The following is a 13,219-nucleotide window of genomic DNA, read 5'->3' as shown; positions in this document are numbered from 1 at the left end:
CGGTCTCGACAAAAAAAAGAACGTCCTCTACGTTACTCGGCGGGACGCGGGTCCGCTACCGCGTCGACCGGTGCATCACCGTGAGAAATCGATGGAATCCAATGGGGGGAACCATGATCCACTCGTCTTCGGCCACCGTGAGAATCCCGGCCCGCGTCACCAAGGGCCTGGTTCACAAGCACGACAGCGCGCAGGTACTGCTCACCGGGCTCGTCCGGACCGGCGCGGACGCCTTCGTGATCAACGCGGACTGGTCGAATCTCAGCGGCACCACCTGGGCCGGCGACGGCCGCCCCGACGTCGCGGGCCTGCTCACCGAGACCATCCGGCAGGCATTCCCGCTGCTCTCGCACGCCGGTTACGACGTCCCCTTCGGCCACCACCTGCTGTGGGAGCAGTACCGGTACGCGCTCGGCCTTCCCGCGCTGCTCGGCGGCGGTGTCAGCGGACGTCCCGACCTGCACGTGCGGTGCCACGACATCGTGCGCCGCCGGGGACGGGTCAGCGGCCTGTCGCTCGACATCACCGTGGTCCGCGACGGTGAGCTCCTCGCCACCGCCCACACCCGGTTCAACATCCAGCCGCCCGCCATCTACCAGCGGCTGCGCGGTGAGCGGGGCGACGCGGCGACGATGCTGGAGCTGGCACGCAGCCGTCCGCTGCCGCCGCCGGCCTCCCGGGGCAGCGAGGAGTTCAAGGACGCGCTGCTGTCCCCCACCGACGCGCCGGACACCTGGCTCCTGCGGGTGGACACCCACCACCCGGTGTACTTCGACCACCCCAGCGACCACGCGCCGGGCATCCTGCTGCTCGAAGCGGCCAAGCAGGCCGCCCACTCCATGCGCCACCCGCGCGCCGGGACCACCGAGGCGATGGAGACGGTCTTCCACCGGTACGTCGAACTCGACGCCCCGTGCCGGGTGGACGCCCAGCCGCTCCCCGACGACCAGCAGGGGCGGGCCAGGTTCCTGGTGACCATGCACCAGGACGAACGGCTGTGCTTCACCGCCCTGGTCTCCGTCATCAACTCCCACGCGCGATAAGGCCGGAGCCCCGCACGCCGGCGCCGCCGGGGACACCGGGCAGCGTCTGCCCGCCGACCGCCGTGACATGGGCGCCGAGCACGGGGTCCCCGCCGACTGCCACCGGCCGGCCGACCGCGCGCAGCAGCTCCAGGTCCGACGCGTGGTCCCCGTAGGCCGTGGCGCGCGCCGCGGGGACCCCGCGCCGGCGCATGAGTTCACGGGCGAGCCGGCCCTTCTCGGGGCCGATCACCGGCCGCTCGACGTGCCCGGTACAGAAACCCGCCACGCTCTCCGGTTCGCTGCACAGGATCGTGTCCACGCCGAGCAGGGCGGCGAGCGGTTCCACACAGGGCCGGAAGGAGCCGGAGACCAGGGCGATGTCGGCGCCGTCCCGCTGGTGGTGGCGGAGCGCGGCGACCGCGGGCGGGTGCAGCAGCGCGCCCCCCGCGAGTTCCCGCTCGAACCAGTCGCGCCCGTGCTCCCGCAGTTCCTCCACCCGGCGACCGGAGAACAGCCGGTAGTACTCCTGGTTGGTCTGCCGCCGCGAGATGCCCTGCGCCGCCTTGTGGCGCAGGGCCGCGGCGGCTTCCTCGTACGCCGACGGCGGCAGGCCGCGCGCGCTGAAGTGGAACTCCAGGAAGCGGAACATGCTCTTGACGGTGATCAGCGTCTCGTCCACGTCGAAGAACGCGAGGGCGGGGGGGCCTTGCCGCATCATCGTGCCTTCCGTTCGGGGTGCGGGGTTCGGAGCGGGCGCGCTCACGCGGTGGGGACCGGCAGCGCGGGCTCGGCCGACGCGGCGGCACGGGCCGTGAGGTGGGCGCGCACGCCCTTGCCGGCGGTCTTGCGGCCGAGGTGGCCGGCGGCCACCAGCTCCTCCAGGAGCGGTGCCGGCGGATCCGCGCGCAGCCCGGGGGCCGCGTGCAGCCGGCCCTGCACCGCGAGGGCGACGTCGCAGCCGATCGTCTCCAGGAGCCGGACCGGTCCGAGCGGCTGCCCGGCCACGGCCTTGACGACCCGGTCCAGCTCCGCCGTAGTGGCCGCCCCGCGGTCGAGCAGGCCGAGGGCGCGGTTGAGGTAGGGGAAGAGCAGCGCGTTGACGATGAACCCGGACCGGTCGCCGCAGCGCACCGCCTCCTTGCCCAGGGTCTGCACGACGGCACGGGCCCGCGCGAGAGTGTGCTTGCTGGTGCGCGGCGTGGGGACCAGCTCCACCAGGCCCATCACCGGCGCCGGGTTGAAGAAGTGCAGGCCCACGACGTCCGCGGGGCGGCCCGCGGGCTCGGTGCAGGCGGCGACCGACAGGCTGGACGTGGACGTGGCGAGCAGGGTGTGCGGGGGGCAGACGGCACCGAGCTCCGCGAACAGCAGCCGTTTGGCGCCGAGGTCCTCCACCACCGCCTCGATGACGATGTCCGCGCCGCGCAGCACCGCGCGGTCGGCGGTGGTGCGCACCGTGGCCGGCTCGCCGCTCGTCCCGTCCGCGGTGCGCTGGAGGGCGAACGCGATCCGCTCGGCCGCCTCGCCCGCCCGCTCGGCGGACCTGGCCAGCAGTGTCGTACGGAACCCCGCGCGCGCGCAGCTCTCGGCGATGCCGGTGGCCATGGTGCCCGAGCCGACCACCACGACGCACCGGCCGGGGGCGGCGGAAGGGGCCGCCGGGGGGCGGGCGGCGGGGCCGGCGCCGTGGACGTGGAAGCCCCGGCCCGTCTTGCGGCCCAGCGCACCCTGGGCGATCAGCTCGTCCAGGACGGGCGCGGGGGCGCGGTGCCCGTCGCCGCCGTCGGCGAGCCGGGTCAGCACGTCGCGCGCCGTGTCCAGGCCGATCGCGTCGAGGAGGGCGAGCGGGCCCCGGTCCCAGCCGCAGCCCAGGCGCAGCGCGGTGTCGACGTCCGCCGCGGTGGCGTAGCCGTCGTGGACCATCCACGCGGCCTCGTTGAGCAGGCCGAGGAGCAGGCCGGGGGCTACGGAGCCGGGGCGGTCGGGGACGGCGTGCGCGGCGATGCCGGCCGCGGCGAGCACCCCGGCGACCGTCTCGGCGGCGGCGTCACCGGCACCGGGCGCCCGGACGAGTTCCACGGCGTCGAGGGCATCGGCGTGCAGCACGCGCAACGCGAACAGGTCGGCTCCCGCCGCCCCTTCGAGCTCGGCGAGCGGGGTGGTGAGCGCGGTGGTGATCACCGGGGTGCCGGGCCTCAGGTGGGCCCGCAAGGAGGTGAGGACCGCGCGCTTGAGGGCGGTCGATTCCGGCACCGCCTCGATGACCGCGTCGGCGCCGGCCGCGCCCTCGGGGAAGCGGGTCGCGAGGTGCGGGCGTTCGCCCACCGGTCCGGACAGCAGCGCGGCGAGGGCGGCGGGGTCGTTGTCCAGGCCGATCACGGTCAGTCCTGCGGCGGCCATCCGGCGGGCCAGGGCCCGGCCGACACCGCCGAGACCGACGACGGCCACGGTGTACGGCTGCTCCGGTTGCTGCGGGGTCATGGTGCTCCTCCTGACGTGGTGCGCGGGAAGGGGTAGGGGGGAGGCCGTCAGTAACGGCTTCCGGTGACGGCGGGCGCGGCGTCCAGGTCCGCCAGGTCGGCCGCGGTCAGCCGGAGGCCGGCGGCCGCGAGGTTCGACTTCAGGTAGCGCAGCTGCTTGGTGCCGGGCACGGGCACCACGTGGTCCCCCTGGGCGAGGGTCCAGGCCAGCGCGGTCTGCGCGGTGGTGGCGGCATGCCGCGCGGCGACCTTCTCGACGGCGGCGACGATGCGCAGGTTGGCCTCGAACGCGCCTTCCTGGAAGCGGGGGTTGGAGGCGCGGAAGTCCCCGGGCTCGAAGTCGCCGGCGCCGCTGTAGCGGCCGGTGAGGAAACCCCGGCCGAGCGGCGCGAAGGGGACGAAGGCGGCGCCGTTGTCCGCGCACCAGCCGACCAGGCCGTGCACGGGGTCGAGGGCGTCGCGCGTCCACAGGGACAGCTCCGACTGGACGGCCGCCACCGGATGGATGCGGTGCGCGGTGTCCGCCTGCCCGCGGGTCACCTCGGACAGCCCGAGGTGGCGGACCTTGCCCGCCGTCACCAGCTCGGACAGGGCGCCCCAGGACTCCTCCAGGGGGACGTCCGGATCGACGCGGTGGAGGTAGTAGAGGTCGATGGTGTCGCGTCCGAGGCGGCGCAGCGACGCGTCGGCGCAGCGCCTGATGTGCTCGGGGGAACCGTTGCGGCTCAGGGCGCGGGTGGCCAGGTCGTCCACGACGATGCCGGTCTTGGTGGCGACCACGGCGTCGTGGCCGCGGCCGGCGAGGGCCCGTCCGACCAGGGTCTCGTTGTGTCCGGCGCCGTAGGCGTCGGCCGTGTCGAGCAGGACCGGCCCGTGGTCCAGGGCGTACCGGATGACCTCGACGGACGCCGCGTCGTCCCGCTCGGACTCCGCGTAACCCCAGCTCATGCCCATGCAGCCGAGGCCGATGGGGGCGACCTCCACTCCGGTGGGGCCCAGTGGACGCAGGTGCACGGTCTTCCTCCTGATGATCGTGTGACCGGTGGTTCTCGCCGGGGCCGGGCGGGTGCCCGGCCCCGGTGGCGTCGGGCGGCGGCGGGGTCAGGCGGCGGTGAGCACCAGAGCCGCGTTGTGCCCGCCGAAGCCGAGCGAGGTGCTGGCCGCGACCTGGATCCGCCGCTGCCGCGCGGCGCCGGTGACCACGTCGATGTCGACGTCGATCGCCGGGTCGAGCCCCGTCGTGTTGGCGGTGGGCGGCACCGCCCCGTGGTGGAGCGCGAGCGCCGTGTAGGCCGCCTCGACCGCGCCTGCCGCGGCCAAAGTGTGCCCGGTGACGCCCTTCGTCGAGGTCACCGCCGCGCCGCTGCCCAGCACGGAGTACAGGGCCCGGGACTCGGTGAGGTCGTTCATCGGCGTCGACGTGCCGTGCGCGTTGACGTGCTCCACCTCGTCGGGGAGTACGCCCGCCTCGTCCAGGGCCTCCCGCAGCGCCCGGGCCAGGCCCGCCCCCTGCGGGTGCGGGGCGGTGGCGTGGTGCGCGTCGGACGAGGCGGAGAAGCCCGCGATGTCCGCGTAGCGCCGGGCGCCGCGGGCGACGGCGTCCTCGGTCCTCTCCAGTACGAGGATCGCCGCGCCCTCCCCCGCGACGAAGCCGTCGCGGTCGTGGGCGAAGGGGCGGGAGGCCCCGGCCGGGTCCTCGGTGCGGGTCGAGAGCGCCCCCATCCGCGAGAGCCCGTTGAGGGTGCCCGGGCTGATCGCGGCTTCCGTCCCGCCGGCCAGGACCACGTCGCACAGCCCCGAGAGGAGCCACTGGCGGGCCGTGCCGACCGCGGACGCGCCGGAGGCACAGGCCGTGGCCGTGACCAGGCTCGGTCCCTGGATCCGCTGGTCCATCGCCACGTATCCGGCGACCATGTTGACCATGCCCATCGGGATCATCAGCGCCGACACGTCCTCGGGGGCGCCGTCGAAGTAGGTGCGCAGTTGCTTCTCGAACGTGGCGGCGCCGCCCAGGGAGTTGCCGATGACGACCCCGATCCGGGTGCCGTCCCAGGACCCGCTGTCGAGTCCCGCGTCGGCGACCGCCTGGCGCGCGCCCACCACGGCGAGCTGCGCGAACCGGTCGAGCTTCCAGGCGGTGCGCCGCCCCAGTTCGGTGGTGGGGTCGAAGCCGGGCACCCGGCAGGAGATGTCGACCCGCTCGCCCTTGAGTTCCGGGTCGGTGGCGGCGGTGGAGACGCCGGACAGGATCCGCCGCCAGTTCTCCTCGACCCCGATGCCGGCCGGCGTGACCAGGCCGATGCCGGTGACCGCGACCCCCCGGCCGCGGGTACCCCTCATGCCTGGTCCGCCTTCGCGGCGATCACGGCGACGGCCTCGTCGAGGGTGAACGCGGACTTCAGGTCGCCCTCCTGGAGGACGACGCCCATCTCCTTGCGCAGGATGAGGCTCAGCTCGACGAGTATCAGGGAGTCGATGTCCAGCTCGTCGAAGGTGGCGCCGGAGATCAGCTCCGCCTCGTCGAGGCCGAACTTCTCGCTGATGAGGGCGGAGACCTGGTGCTTGAGGCTGGTCTGGACGGTGAGAACGGTCATGGCCGGTTCCTTTTCTGTGAGGTCCGCGGGGTCTCTCGGGCGAGGGCCGCGCGGTGGGTGTCTTCGTCGGAGGTTCGCTTCGGGTGTTCTCCGTACGTCCGCGGTGGGCCGCGGAGGTACGGTGCGCCGGGGCGGGCCGCGGCGGGAGGGCGGAGCACGGGGTCAGGCCGGGTCGTCGGTGACCGGCTCCAGATCGGGCCAGACCAGCGCGGTCGAGCCCCAGGTGAGGCCGCCCCCGAAGCCGGTGAGCAGCACGCGGTGCCCCGGGGCGAGGCTCCCGGCGGCGACGGCGTCCGCCATGGCCAGCGGGATGGAGGCGGCGACGGTGTTGCCGACCCGGTCCAGGTTGACCACGATCTGCTTCTCCTCCAGGCCCAACTGCTCGGCCACGGCGTGCAGGATGCGGACGTTGGCCTGGTGGGCGACGACCCGGTCGAGCCGGTGGCGGTCCCAGCCGAGCCGGTCCAGCAGGCGCTGCGAGGACTCGCTCATCTTGAGCACCGCGGCGGTGAACACCTGGCGGCCCTCCATCGCGAAGTACTGGTCGCCCTCGGCGGGTTCCTCACCCGAGGACCGCTGCCGCGAGCCGCCGGCGCGCATCGTGATCAGGTCCGCGCCACCGCCGTCGCTGCCGAGGTCGAAGCCGAGCAGCGCCCCCGGCTCGTCGTGTTCGCCGGCCCGCAGGACCACCGCGCCGGCGCCGTCGCCGAAGATCGCGCGGGTGGTGCGGTCGGCCGGGTCGAGGATCGTGGAGAAGGTGTCCGCGCCGATCACCAGGGCCCGTTCGGCGAGTCCGGCGACGATCATGGAGGCCGCGGTGGCCAGGGCGTAGACGAAGCCCGTGCAGACGGCGGCCACGTCGAAGGCCGGTACGTGGCCGAGGCCGAGGCGGTGGGCCACCGAGGGGGCGGTCGCCGGGCAGAGCCGGTCCGGGGTGCTGGTCGCCACCACCACCACGTCCACGGCGGCGTCAGCGGCTGCGGGAGCGCCCGCCGCGCGGCGGGCCGACTCCAGGGCCCGGCGGCCCGCGTCGACCGCGAGGTCGGACGTGGCCTCCCCGGGCTCCACCACGTGGCGGCTGCCGATACCGGTCCGGGTGCGGATCCACCGGTCGGTGGTGTCCAGCTGGGCGGCGAGTTCGTCGTTGCTCACCACGGTCCCGGGCAGCGCGCCGCCCAGACCGCACAGCACGGCCGCGCGGCTCATGACGCCAGCTCCTCGATCGCGTAGGGGGCGGCCGGCACGGTCACCGGGCCGGCGGCGGGCACCGGCCGGAAGGCGCTGCCCGCTCGGCGCAGCGCCGCCCGGACCACGACGGGCTCCGGTTCGGTGATGGCGGCGACGTGTCCGTCGGGGCGGGCCAGGACCGCCTTCGGCGCGCCACCCAGCAGCCGGGAGAACCCGGGCCACGCGGAGATGTCCTGGACCCGCACGTCCGGCGGCACCGCCTGTTCGAGCCGGGCCCGCGCGGCCACCCACGCGGAGTCCTGCCGGTCGCCCGCCCACAGCAGCAGGGTCAGCCGGGCCGGGTCGACGCCCGGCCAGCGCTCGCCGCCGGGCTGGGGGTCGCCGTGGGAGGCGAACACCGGCAGGCGGTCGCCGGCCCGTATCTTGCGGGTGAGGCCGGGCAAGGTGTCCCGCAGCGACTCCGCGGGCCGGTAGCTGACGTCGTGCTGGGCCATCAGCGGCGCCCCGAAGCGCTGGAGGGCGCCGGTCGCGTGGGCGAGGCGCAGCGCGTTGTCCCGTACCGCCGTCTCGTGCCGGCGGCTGATCAGGCCCCAGCTGGTCTGCTTGGCCGTCGTCATGACGATGCGTTCGGCGGCGAGGCGCCGGTCCGCGTCGTAGCTGTCGAGGAGGCCCGGCTCGAAGAGGCCGCGGACCACACCGGCGAGCTTCCAGGCCAGGTTGACCGCGTCCTGGATGCCGGTGTTCATGCCCTGGGCACCGGCCGCGCTGAAGACGTGGGCGGCGTCGCCGGCGAGGAAGACGCGCCCCGAGCGCATGGTCTCGGCGACCCGGCGCCGGGCCCGGAAGATGGTGGACCAGTCGAGCGCGCCGACCATGCCGGGCCGCGGCGAGCGCTCGTCCACGAAGCGCTGGAAGAGTTCCGGCGGCGGGCCCTGCTTCTCCTTCCAGTCGGGGACGCTGATGGCGAGGCGGAACTGGCCGTCGCCGAAGGGCGCGATGCCCAGCGCCCCCGAGGGGGAGTAGCCGTAGACCAGGGCGTGCGGGTCCATGTCACCGCTGACCGGGCCGTCGCCGATGGCGAACAGGACGTCGTCGCCGGTGCCGAGGAGTTCGATGCCGGCGAAGCGCCGCACCGCGCTGTGCGCGCCGTCCGCGCCGACCACCCAGTCGGCCTCGATCTGCTCGGTGGTCCCGTCCGGCCACTCCACCTCGGCGAGCGGGCGGTCCGGGGCGGTGTCGAGCGCGGTGAGGGTGCCGGTCTCGACGGCGCCGCCCACCGCCGTGAGCCGGGCGCGCAGCACGGCCTCCGTGGTGTCCTGCGGGATGACCACGCCGAACGGGTAGGGCGTGTCGTTCAGCCGGCTCATCTCGATGGAGCCGATGTGCCGCTTGCGGGAGTAGTAGCGCACGGCGTCGAGCCGGTTGCCCGCCTCCACGATGGCGGCGGCGGCGCCGATCCGGCCGAGCAGTTCGAGGCTGCGCGGCCACACCACGCTGGCCCGGGAGTGCTGGACGGGTCCGGAGGCGGAGTTGTCGATCAGCCGGACCGCTACGCCCTGGCTGAGCAGTTCGGTGGCGAGCACCAGTCCTACGGGGCCGGCGCCCACGACGAGGACGGGGCGTCGGTCGCCGGACCCCTGGTGCAGGGGGATGGTCATGGGAGTTCCTCTCACTGGTTCGTCTTGCGGCGGTCAGGCCCCGCAGACCACGGCCGCGGTCCAGGTGAATCCGGCGCCGGCGCTGAGCACGGCGGCGTGCTCGCCGGGGCCGAGCCGGTGCGGGCCGGCGCCGGCGGCCAGGGCGGTGAGGTTGGAGAGCAGGTCGCCCGCGCCGAGGTGGCCGGTGTGCTCCCCGAGATCGGCGGTGGGCGCCGCGGTGGCGTCGGCGACGGCGGGCCCGTACACGTCGCGGGCCGTCGCCCGGCCGAGCCGGGGCAGCAGCACCACGCGCAGCCGCTCGTCGCGCGGGCCCAGGCCCGCGTCCGCGAGGGCCGCGACGAGCACCTCGGTGGTGCGCTGCCGCAGCCGGCCGAGGAAGGCTTCCTTGCCGCGTGCGGCCAGGAAGGTCTTCTTCGTCCGCCGTACGTCGACGGCGGCGGACGCGGTGTGCGGCGCCGGGTGGAAGGTGTCGGGGTCCCGGTGGGCGATCTCCAGGTCCGGTTCGGCCAGGGTGCGCAGGGACCGCAGGACGAGCGCCCCCTCGGGGACGTCGTGCGGTTCGTCGGCCCGGCCGACGACCGCGGCCGTCGCGCCGTCCCCGTACCAGACCCCGTAGTCCCCGCCCCAGCGGTCGAAGCCCGGGGCGGCGAACCGGTCGGCCGTGGTGACCAGGGCGGGCCCGCCGAACGGATCCGCGGTGAGCTGCTGCACCGCGGAGCGCAGGGCGGCGCCCGAGCCGTTGCACATCTGCTGGACCCCGGTGGGCACCGCCCGGCGCGCTCCGGCCCCGGCCGCCACGTAGTGGGCCGGCGACCAGAAGTCGTGCCCCTGGTAGTACGTCCACGCGTGCAGGACCGCCGAGAGGTCCGCGGCGTCCGTGCCGGCCAGGTCCAGGGCGCGGTGGGCGGCACGCACCGCCATCTGCGGCGCCGACAGGCCGGTGGCGACGGGCAGCCGGTCGTACCCCATCGCCTCGGCCTCGGCGGCGGTGACCAGGCCGTCGGCGAGCGCGTCGGCCGCCTTGTGCACCGTCGGCGGCAGCCACTGGGCGGGCGAGAGCCAGATCAGGCCGGTGTTCACAGGCACTCCTCGCCGTCGGGCAGGACCGACACCGCGGCCGAGGTCGTGGTGTGCATCCGGCCGGACGCGATGACGTCGCCGTCCTGTACGAAGTCGATGTGGAAGGTCCGCAGGTCGGGCAGCATCAGGCTGAGGTTGTCCTCCTGCGTGTACGACTCGGTCTTACGGATGTGCACCGTGGTGGGCGCGTCGAGCTCGGCGTAGCGCATGAAGGAGAAGTCGAAGCCGGCGACCGTGCTGCGGCTGACCGAGGCGCCCCAGATGTCGGAGACCCCGAGCAGGCACAGCTGGCGGGCGGCCTCCATGAGCACCATGCCGGGCACGTGGTCCTGGCCGTGGTCGAACATGCTGCGGTTGTCCAGCGGGATGCGCACGGTGGCGTACGCGTTGTCGGTGTCGACGGTGGCGCTGGAGAGCACGACGTTCGAGGGCGAACTGCGGCCCACCAGGTGCGGGGCGACGTAGGAGTTGTCGCGCGGGATCTCCTTGAAGGGGACGAGCGGCCGGCCGCGGCCCTGGATGCGCACCGCGTCGTAGACCTCGGCGGGGATGTACCCGACGTCCATCTTGACGAAGCCGAGGCAGCGCTTGGCGAGCTTCATGTCGATGCCGAAGCTGAGCCGGCGCACGTCACCGGGGGTGCCGCGCCGGTTGCCCGTGCGCACCGTGATGCGCAGCTCGCCCGGGGTGTCCTCCTCGGGGATGGTGAGCAGCCCGGGCAGCTCCATCGACCAGGACCGCAGCAGGAACTTGGATTTGCGCGAGACACCGGCGAACTCGTGGCCGCCGTAGGTCTCGGCCTGCCGGCAGCACTCCAGGAGCACCATCGGGTCCGGGGCACCGAGCCGGGAGGTGTGCTCCGTGTAGTAGGCGTGGGACGGCGGTATCTGGGCCGCGGCCAGATACGTCTCCTCGTCGATCTTGCGGCTGTCCGTCAGGAAGACCTCGGAAAGGGCCCACCGGTGCAGCAGCGAACGGTCCACCGTGCGCATGAACTCCAGGTTCTCCGCGCCGGCCGGGCAAGGCTTCTCTTCGCGTTCCATGGCTTCGTCCTCCAGATGCCGCGCGGAGAGGGTTTCGTCGTCCTCTTCTTCCGCGCATGGTCAGTGTCGGGGCGGGCCGCTACGCCCTCACTCAAGGCGGCCTCAAGGCACGGGCCGGCTCTCAGGCCGACCAGGCGAGCGGCCCGCGCCAGGGATCGCTCTCCCGGTCCCAGTGCGCGCGCCCGCACGGCGCGGGCGCCGCGTCGGCGCGGTCCCGGGGGTCGCGCAGCACGATGGTGAGCACCGCGACCAGCGCCGCGAGCTCGGCGGCGGACGGGTCGCCGCGCACCACCCGCAGGGCGGTGGCGCCGAGCACGTCGACCGGGCCGGCTTCCTGCGCCGCGGTGCTCACAGCGGGGTGATCCCGTGCTTGCGCTGGGGCAGTGCTCGGTGCTTGGTGCGCAGCATCTCCAGGGACCTGGCGAGCACCGCCCGGGTCTCCCCCGGCTCGATGACGTCGTCGACCAGGCCGCGCTCCGCCGCGTAGTACGGGTGCATCAGCTCGGACTTGTACGCGTCGACCATGCGGGCGCGCATGGCGGCGGGGTCGTCGGCGGCGGCGATCTGCCGCCGGAAGATCACGTTGGCGGCGCCCTCCGCGCCCATCACGGCGACCTCGTTGGTCGGCCACGCGAAGGCGAGGTCGGCGCCCACCGAGCGGGAGTCCATGACGATGTAGGCGCCGCCGTACGCCTTGCGCAGGATGAGCTGGATGCGCGGGACCGTGGCGTTGCAGTAGGCGTAGAGCAGCTTGGCGCCGTGCCGGATGATGCCGTTGTGCTCCTGGTCCACGCCGGGCAGGAAGCCGGGTACGTCGACCATGGTGACCAGCGGGATGTTGAAGGCGTCGCAGAGCGAGACGAACCGCGCCGCCTTCTCGCTGGCCTTGATGTCGAGCACTCCGGCGCAGGCCAGGGGCTGGTTGGCCACGATGCCGACGACCTGCCCGTCGATCCGCGACAGCGCGCAGACCACGTTGTGCGCCCAGGCGGGCTGGATCTCGAAGTACTCGCCGTGGTCGACGATCTCCTCGATCACGGCGCGCACGTCGTACCCCTGGCAGGGGTCGGCGGGCACCAGGTCGGCCAGCCGGTCGGTGCGCCGGTCCGGCGGGTCGTCGCTCACCTCGGCCGGTGGCGCCTGCCGGTTGTTGGACGGCAGGAACGACAGGAGGTGGCGGACGTCCTCCAGGCAGCCGGCCTCGTCGTCGTAGGCGAAGGCGGCCACCCCGGAGACCGCGGCGTGCACGTCCGCGCCGCCGAGACCGTCCATGCTCACCTGCTCACCGGTCACCGCCTGCACCACGTCGGGCCCGGTGATGAACATCTGGGCGACGCCGCGCACCATGAACGTGAAGTCGGTGAGGGCCGGCGAGTACGCGGCGCCGCCGGCGCACGGCCCGAGGATGACGCTGATCTGCGGGATCACCCCCGAGGCGCGGGCGTTGCGGCTGAAGATGCCGCCGTACCCGGCCAGCGCCGTCACCCCCTCCTGGATGCGCGCGCCGGCCCCGTCGCAGAGACTGACCAGGGGCGCGCCCGCGGCCTCCGCCAGGTCCATCAGCTTGTGGATCTTCGCGGCGTGCGACTCCCCGAGAGCACCGCCGAAGATGCGGAAGTCATGGGCGTAGACGAAGACCTGCCGCCCCTCGATCCGTCCCCAGCCGGTGATCACGCCGTCCGTGTAGGGCTTGCGCTCCTCCAGGCCGAAGCCGGTGGCCCGGTGCCTGCGCAGCGGCTCGATCTCGGTGAACGACCCTTCGTCCAGCAGCAGTTCGATGCGCTCCCGGGCCGTGAGCTTGCCCCGGTCGTGCTGGGCCTGCGTCGCCCGCAGGCCCGGTCCGGCCTGCACCTCGGCGCGGAGCCTGCGCAGCCGCTCCACCTTGGCGTGCACGCTGTCGGACGCGGCCGGCTCCGGATCCGCCTCCCGAACGGAAAGGGGGTCCTCCAAAACGGGTTTCTCCACCGCGGTGGCCATGCTGTGCCCTCCCCTACGACCGGCACCCGGACTGGTGCTTGTGGAGAGAGCTTGCGGAGCGGGCACCCATGTCCGGCTCAAGCCGGGGACAAGCGGGCGGACATGTGCGCGGCTTGAGCGGCGCCCCCCGACGATGCCCTTCCACCGCAGCGAGCGGAGTCAGCGAAGGAAAGG

General features: G+C 74.1%; 12 protein-coding genes. 1 reads left to right on the top strand and 11 read right to left on the bottom strand.

Annotated features, from left to right (window positions below):
• Positions 1-113 precede the first annotated feature (113 nt).
• Positions 114-1,043, top strand: a complete 930-nt coding sequence (locus tag E6R18_RS01095) for a ScbA/BarX family gamma-butyrolactone biosynthesis protein (protein ID WP_168712250.1) — start codon at positions 114-116, stop codon at positions 1,041-1,043.
• On the opposite strand, the gene E6R18_RS01090 is transcribed toward E6R18_RS01095, so the two are convergent.
• The 11 genes from E6R18_RS01090 to E6R18_RS01040 all read right to left on the bottom strand — a co-directional run bounded on the left by E6R18_RS01090 (position 1,024) and on the right by E6R18_RS01040 (position 13,045).
• A complete protein-coding gene (locus tag E6R18_RS01090; protein WP_136314898.1) occupies positions 1,024-1,743 on the bottom strand; it encodes an HAD-IB family hydrolase in 720 nt (239 codons plus the stop codon). The genes E6R18_RS01095 and E6R18_RS01090 overlap by 20 nt on opposite strands.
• A gap of 41 nt (positions 1,744-1,784) precedes the next feature.
• Positions 1,785-3,506 carry a 3-hydroxyacyl-CoA dehydrogenase NAD-binding domain-containing protein gene (locus E6R18_RS01085; protein ID WP_136314897.1) on the bottom strand — a complete coding sequence of 574 codons (1,722 nt, stop codon included), beginning with the start codon at positions 3,504-3,506 and terminating at the stop codon, positions 1,785-1,787.
• A gap of 47 nt (positions 3,507-3,553) precedes the next feature.
• Positions 3,554-4,519, bottom strand: coding sequence for an aldo/keto reductase (locus E6R18_RS01080; RefSeq protein WP_136314896.1), 966 nt, complete (start codon positions 4,517-4,519; stop codon positions 3,554-3,556).
• 87 nt (positions 4,520-4,606) lie between these two features.
• A complete protein-coding gene (locus E6R18_RS01075; protein WP_136314895.1) occupies positions 4,607-5,845 on the bottom strand; it encodes a beta-ketoacyl-[acyl-carrier-protein] synthase family protein in 1,239 nt (412 codons plus the stop codon).
• Entirely contained in the window at positions 5,842-6,099 is a 258-nt protein-coding gene (locus E6R18_RS01070; RefSeq protein WP_136314894.1) for a phosphopantetheine-binding protein, read from the bottom strand. The genes E6R18_RS01075 and E6R18_RS01070 overlap by 4 nt, the downstream gene beginning before the upstream one ends.
• Before the next feature lie 162 nt (positions 6,100-6,261).
• Positions 6,262-7,305 (bottom strand): beta-ketoacyl-ACP synthase III, encoded by a 1,044-nt coding sequence (locus tag E6R18_RS01065; protein ID WP_136314893.1) that lies wholly within the window; start codon positions 7,303-7,305, stop codon positions 6,262-6,264.
• Entirely contained in the window at positions 7,302-8,945 is a 1,644-nt protein-coding gene (locus tag E6R18_RS01060; protein WP_136314892.1) for an FAD-dependent monooxygenase, read from the bottom strand. The genes E6R18_RS01065 and E6R18_RS01060 overlap by 4 nt, the downstream gene beginning before the upstream one ends.
• Before the next feature lie 33 nt (positions 8,946-8,978).
• Positions 8,979-10,025: a 3-oxoacyl-ACP synthase gene (locus tag E6R18_RS01055; protein WP_206308179.1), complete on the bottom strand. Its 1,047-nt coding sequence runs from the start codon at positions 10,023-10,025 to the stop codon at positions 8,979-8,981.
• Complete coding sequence (locus tag E6R18_RS01050; protein ID WP_136314891.1) at positions 10,022-11,068, bottom strand: AfsA-related hotdog domain-containing protein; 1,047 nt, start codon at positions 11,066-11,068, stop codon at positions 10,022-10,024. Before E6R18_RS01050 ends, E6R18_RS01055 begins: the two co-directional genes overlap by 4 nt.
• A gap of 121 nt (positions 11,069-11,189) precedes the next feature.
• A complete protein-coding gene (locus E6R18_RS01045) occupies positions 11,190-11,420 on the bottom strand; it encodes an acyl-CoA carboxylase epsilon subunit (protein WP_136314890.1) in 231 nt (76 codons plus the stop codon).
• The gene (locus tag E6R18_RS01040) at positions 11,417-13,045 is read right to left on the bottom strand and encodes an acyl-CoA carboxylase subunit beta (protein ID WP_136314889.1); all 1,629 of its coding nucleotides are present in this window, start codon (positions 13,043-13,045) and stop codon (positions 11,417-11,419) included. Before E6R18_RS01040 ends, E6R18_RS01045 begins: the two co-directional genes overlap by 4 nt.
• Positions 13,046-13,219: the final 174 nt, after the last annotated feature.

Source organism: Streptomyces sp. A1277, from assembly GCF_004795015.1.
GTDB lineage: Bacteria > Actinomycetota > Actinomycetes > Streptomycetales > Streptomycetaceae > Streptomyces.
The sequence above is the reverse complement of the archived record's forward strand: the minus strand, read 5'-3'. Positions and strand labels throughout refer to the sequence as shown.

Coding starts and splice junctions, on each gene's coding strand:
- E6R18_RS01050 (WP_136314891.1), bottom strand. CDS start 11,068: ATGGAACGCGAAGAGAAGCCTTGCCCGGCCGGCGCGGAGAACCTGGAG.
- E6R18_RS01060 (WP_136314892.1), bottom strand. CDS start 8,945: ATGACCATCCCCCTGCACCAGGGGTCCGGCGACCGACGCCCCGTCCTC.
- E6R18_RS01095 (WP_168712250.1), top strand. CDS start 114: ATGATCCACTCGTCTTCGGCCACCGTGAGAATCCCGGCCCGCGTCACC.
- E6R18_RS01070 (WP_136314894.1), bottom strand. CDS start 6,099: ATGACCGTTCTCACCGTCCAGACCAGCCTCAAGCACCAGGTCTCCGCC.
- E6R18_RS01075 (WP_136314895.1), bottom strand. CDS start 5,845: ATGAGGGGTACCCGCGGCCGGGGGGTCGCGGTCACCGGCATCGGCCTG.
- E6R18_RS01065 (WP_136314893.1), bottom strand. CDS start 7,305: ATGAGCCGCGCGGCCGTGCTGTGCGGTCTGGGCGGCGCGCTGCCCGGG.
- E6R18_RS01085 (WP_136314897.1), bottom strand. CDS start 3,506: ATGACCCCGCAGCAACCGGAGCAGCCGTACACCGTGGCCGTCGTCGGT.
- E6R18_RS01040 (WP_136314889.1), bottom strand. CDS start 13,045: ATGGCCACCGCGGTGGAGAAACCCGTTTTGGAGGACCCCCTTTCCGTT.
- E6R18_RS01090 (WP_136314898.1), bottom strand. CDS start 1,743: ATGATGCGGCAAGGCCCCCCCGCCCTCGCGTTCTTCGACGTGGACGAG.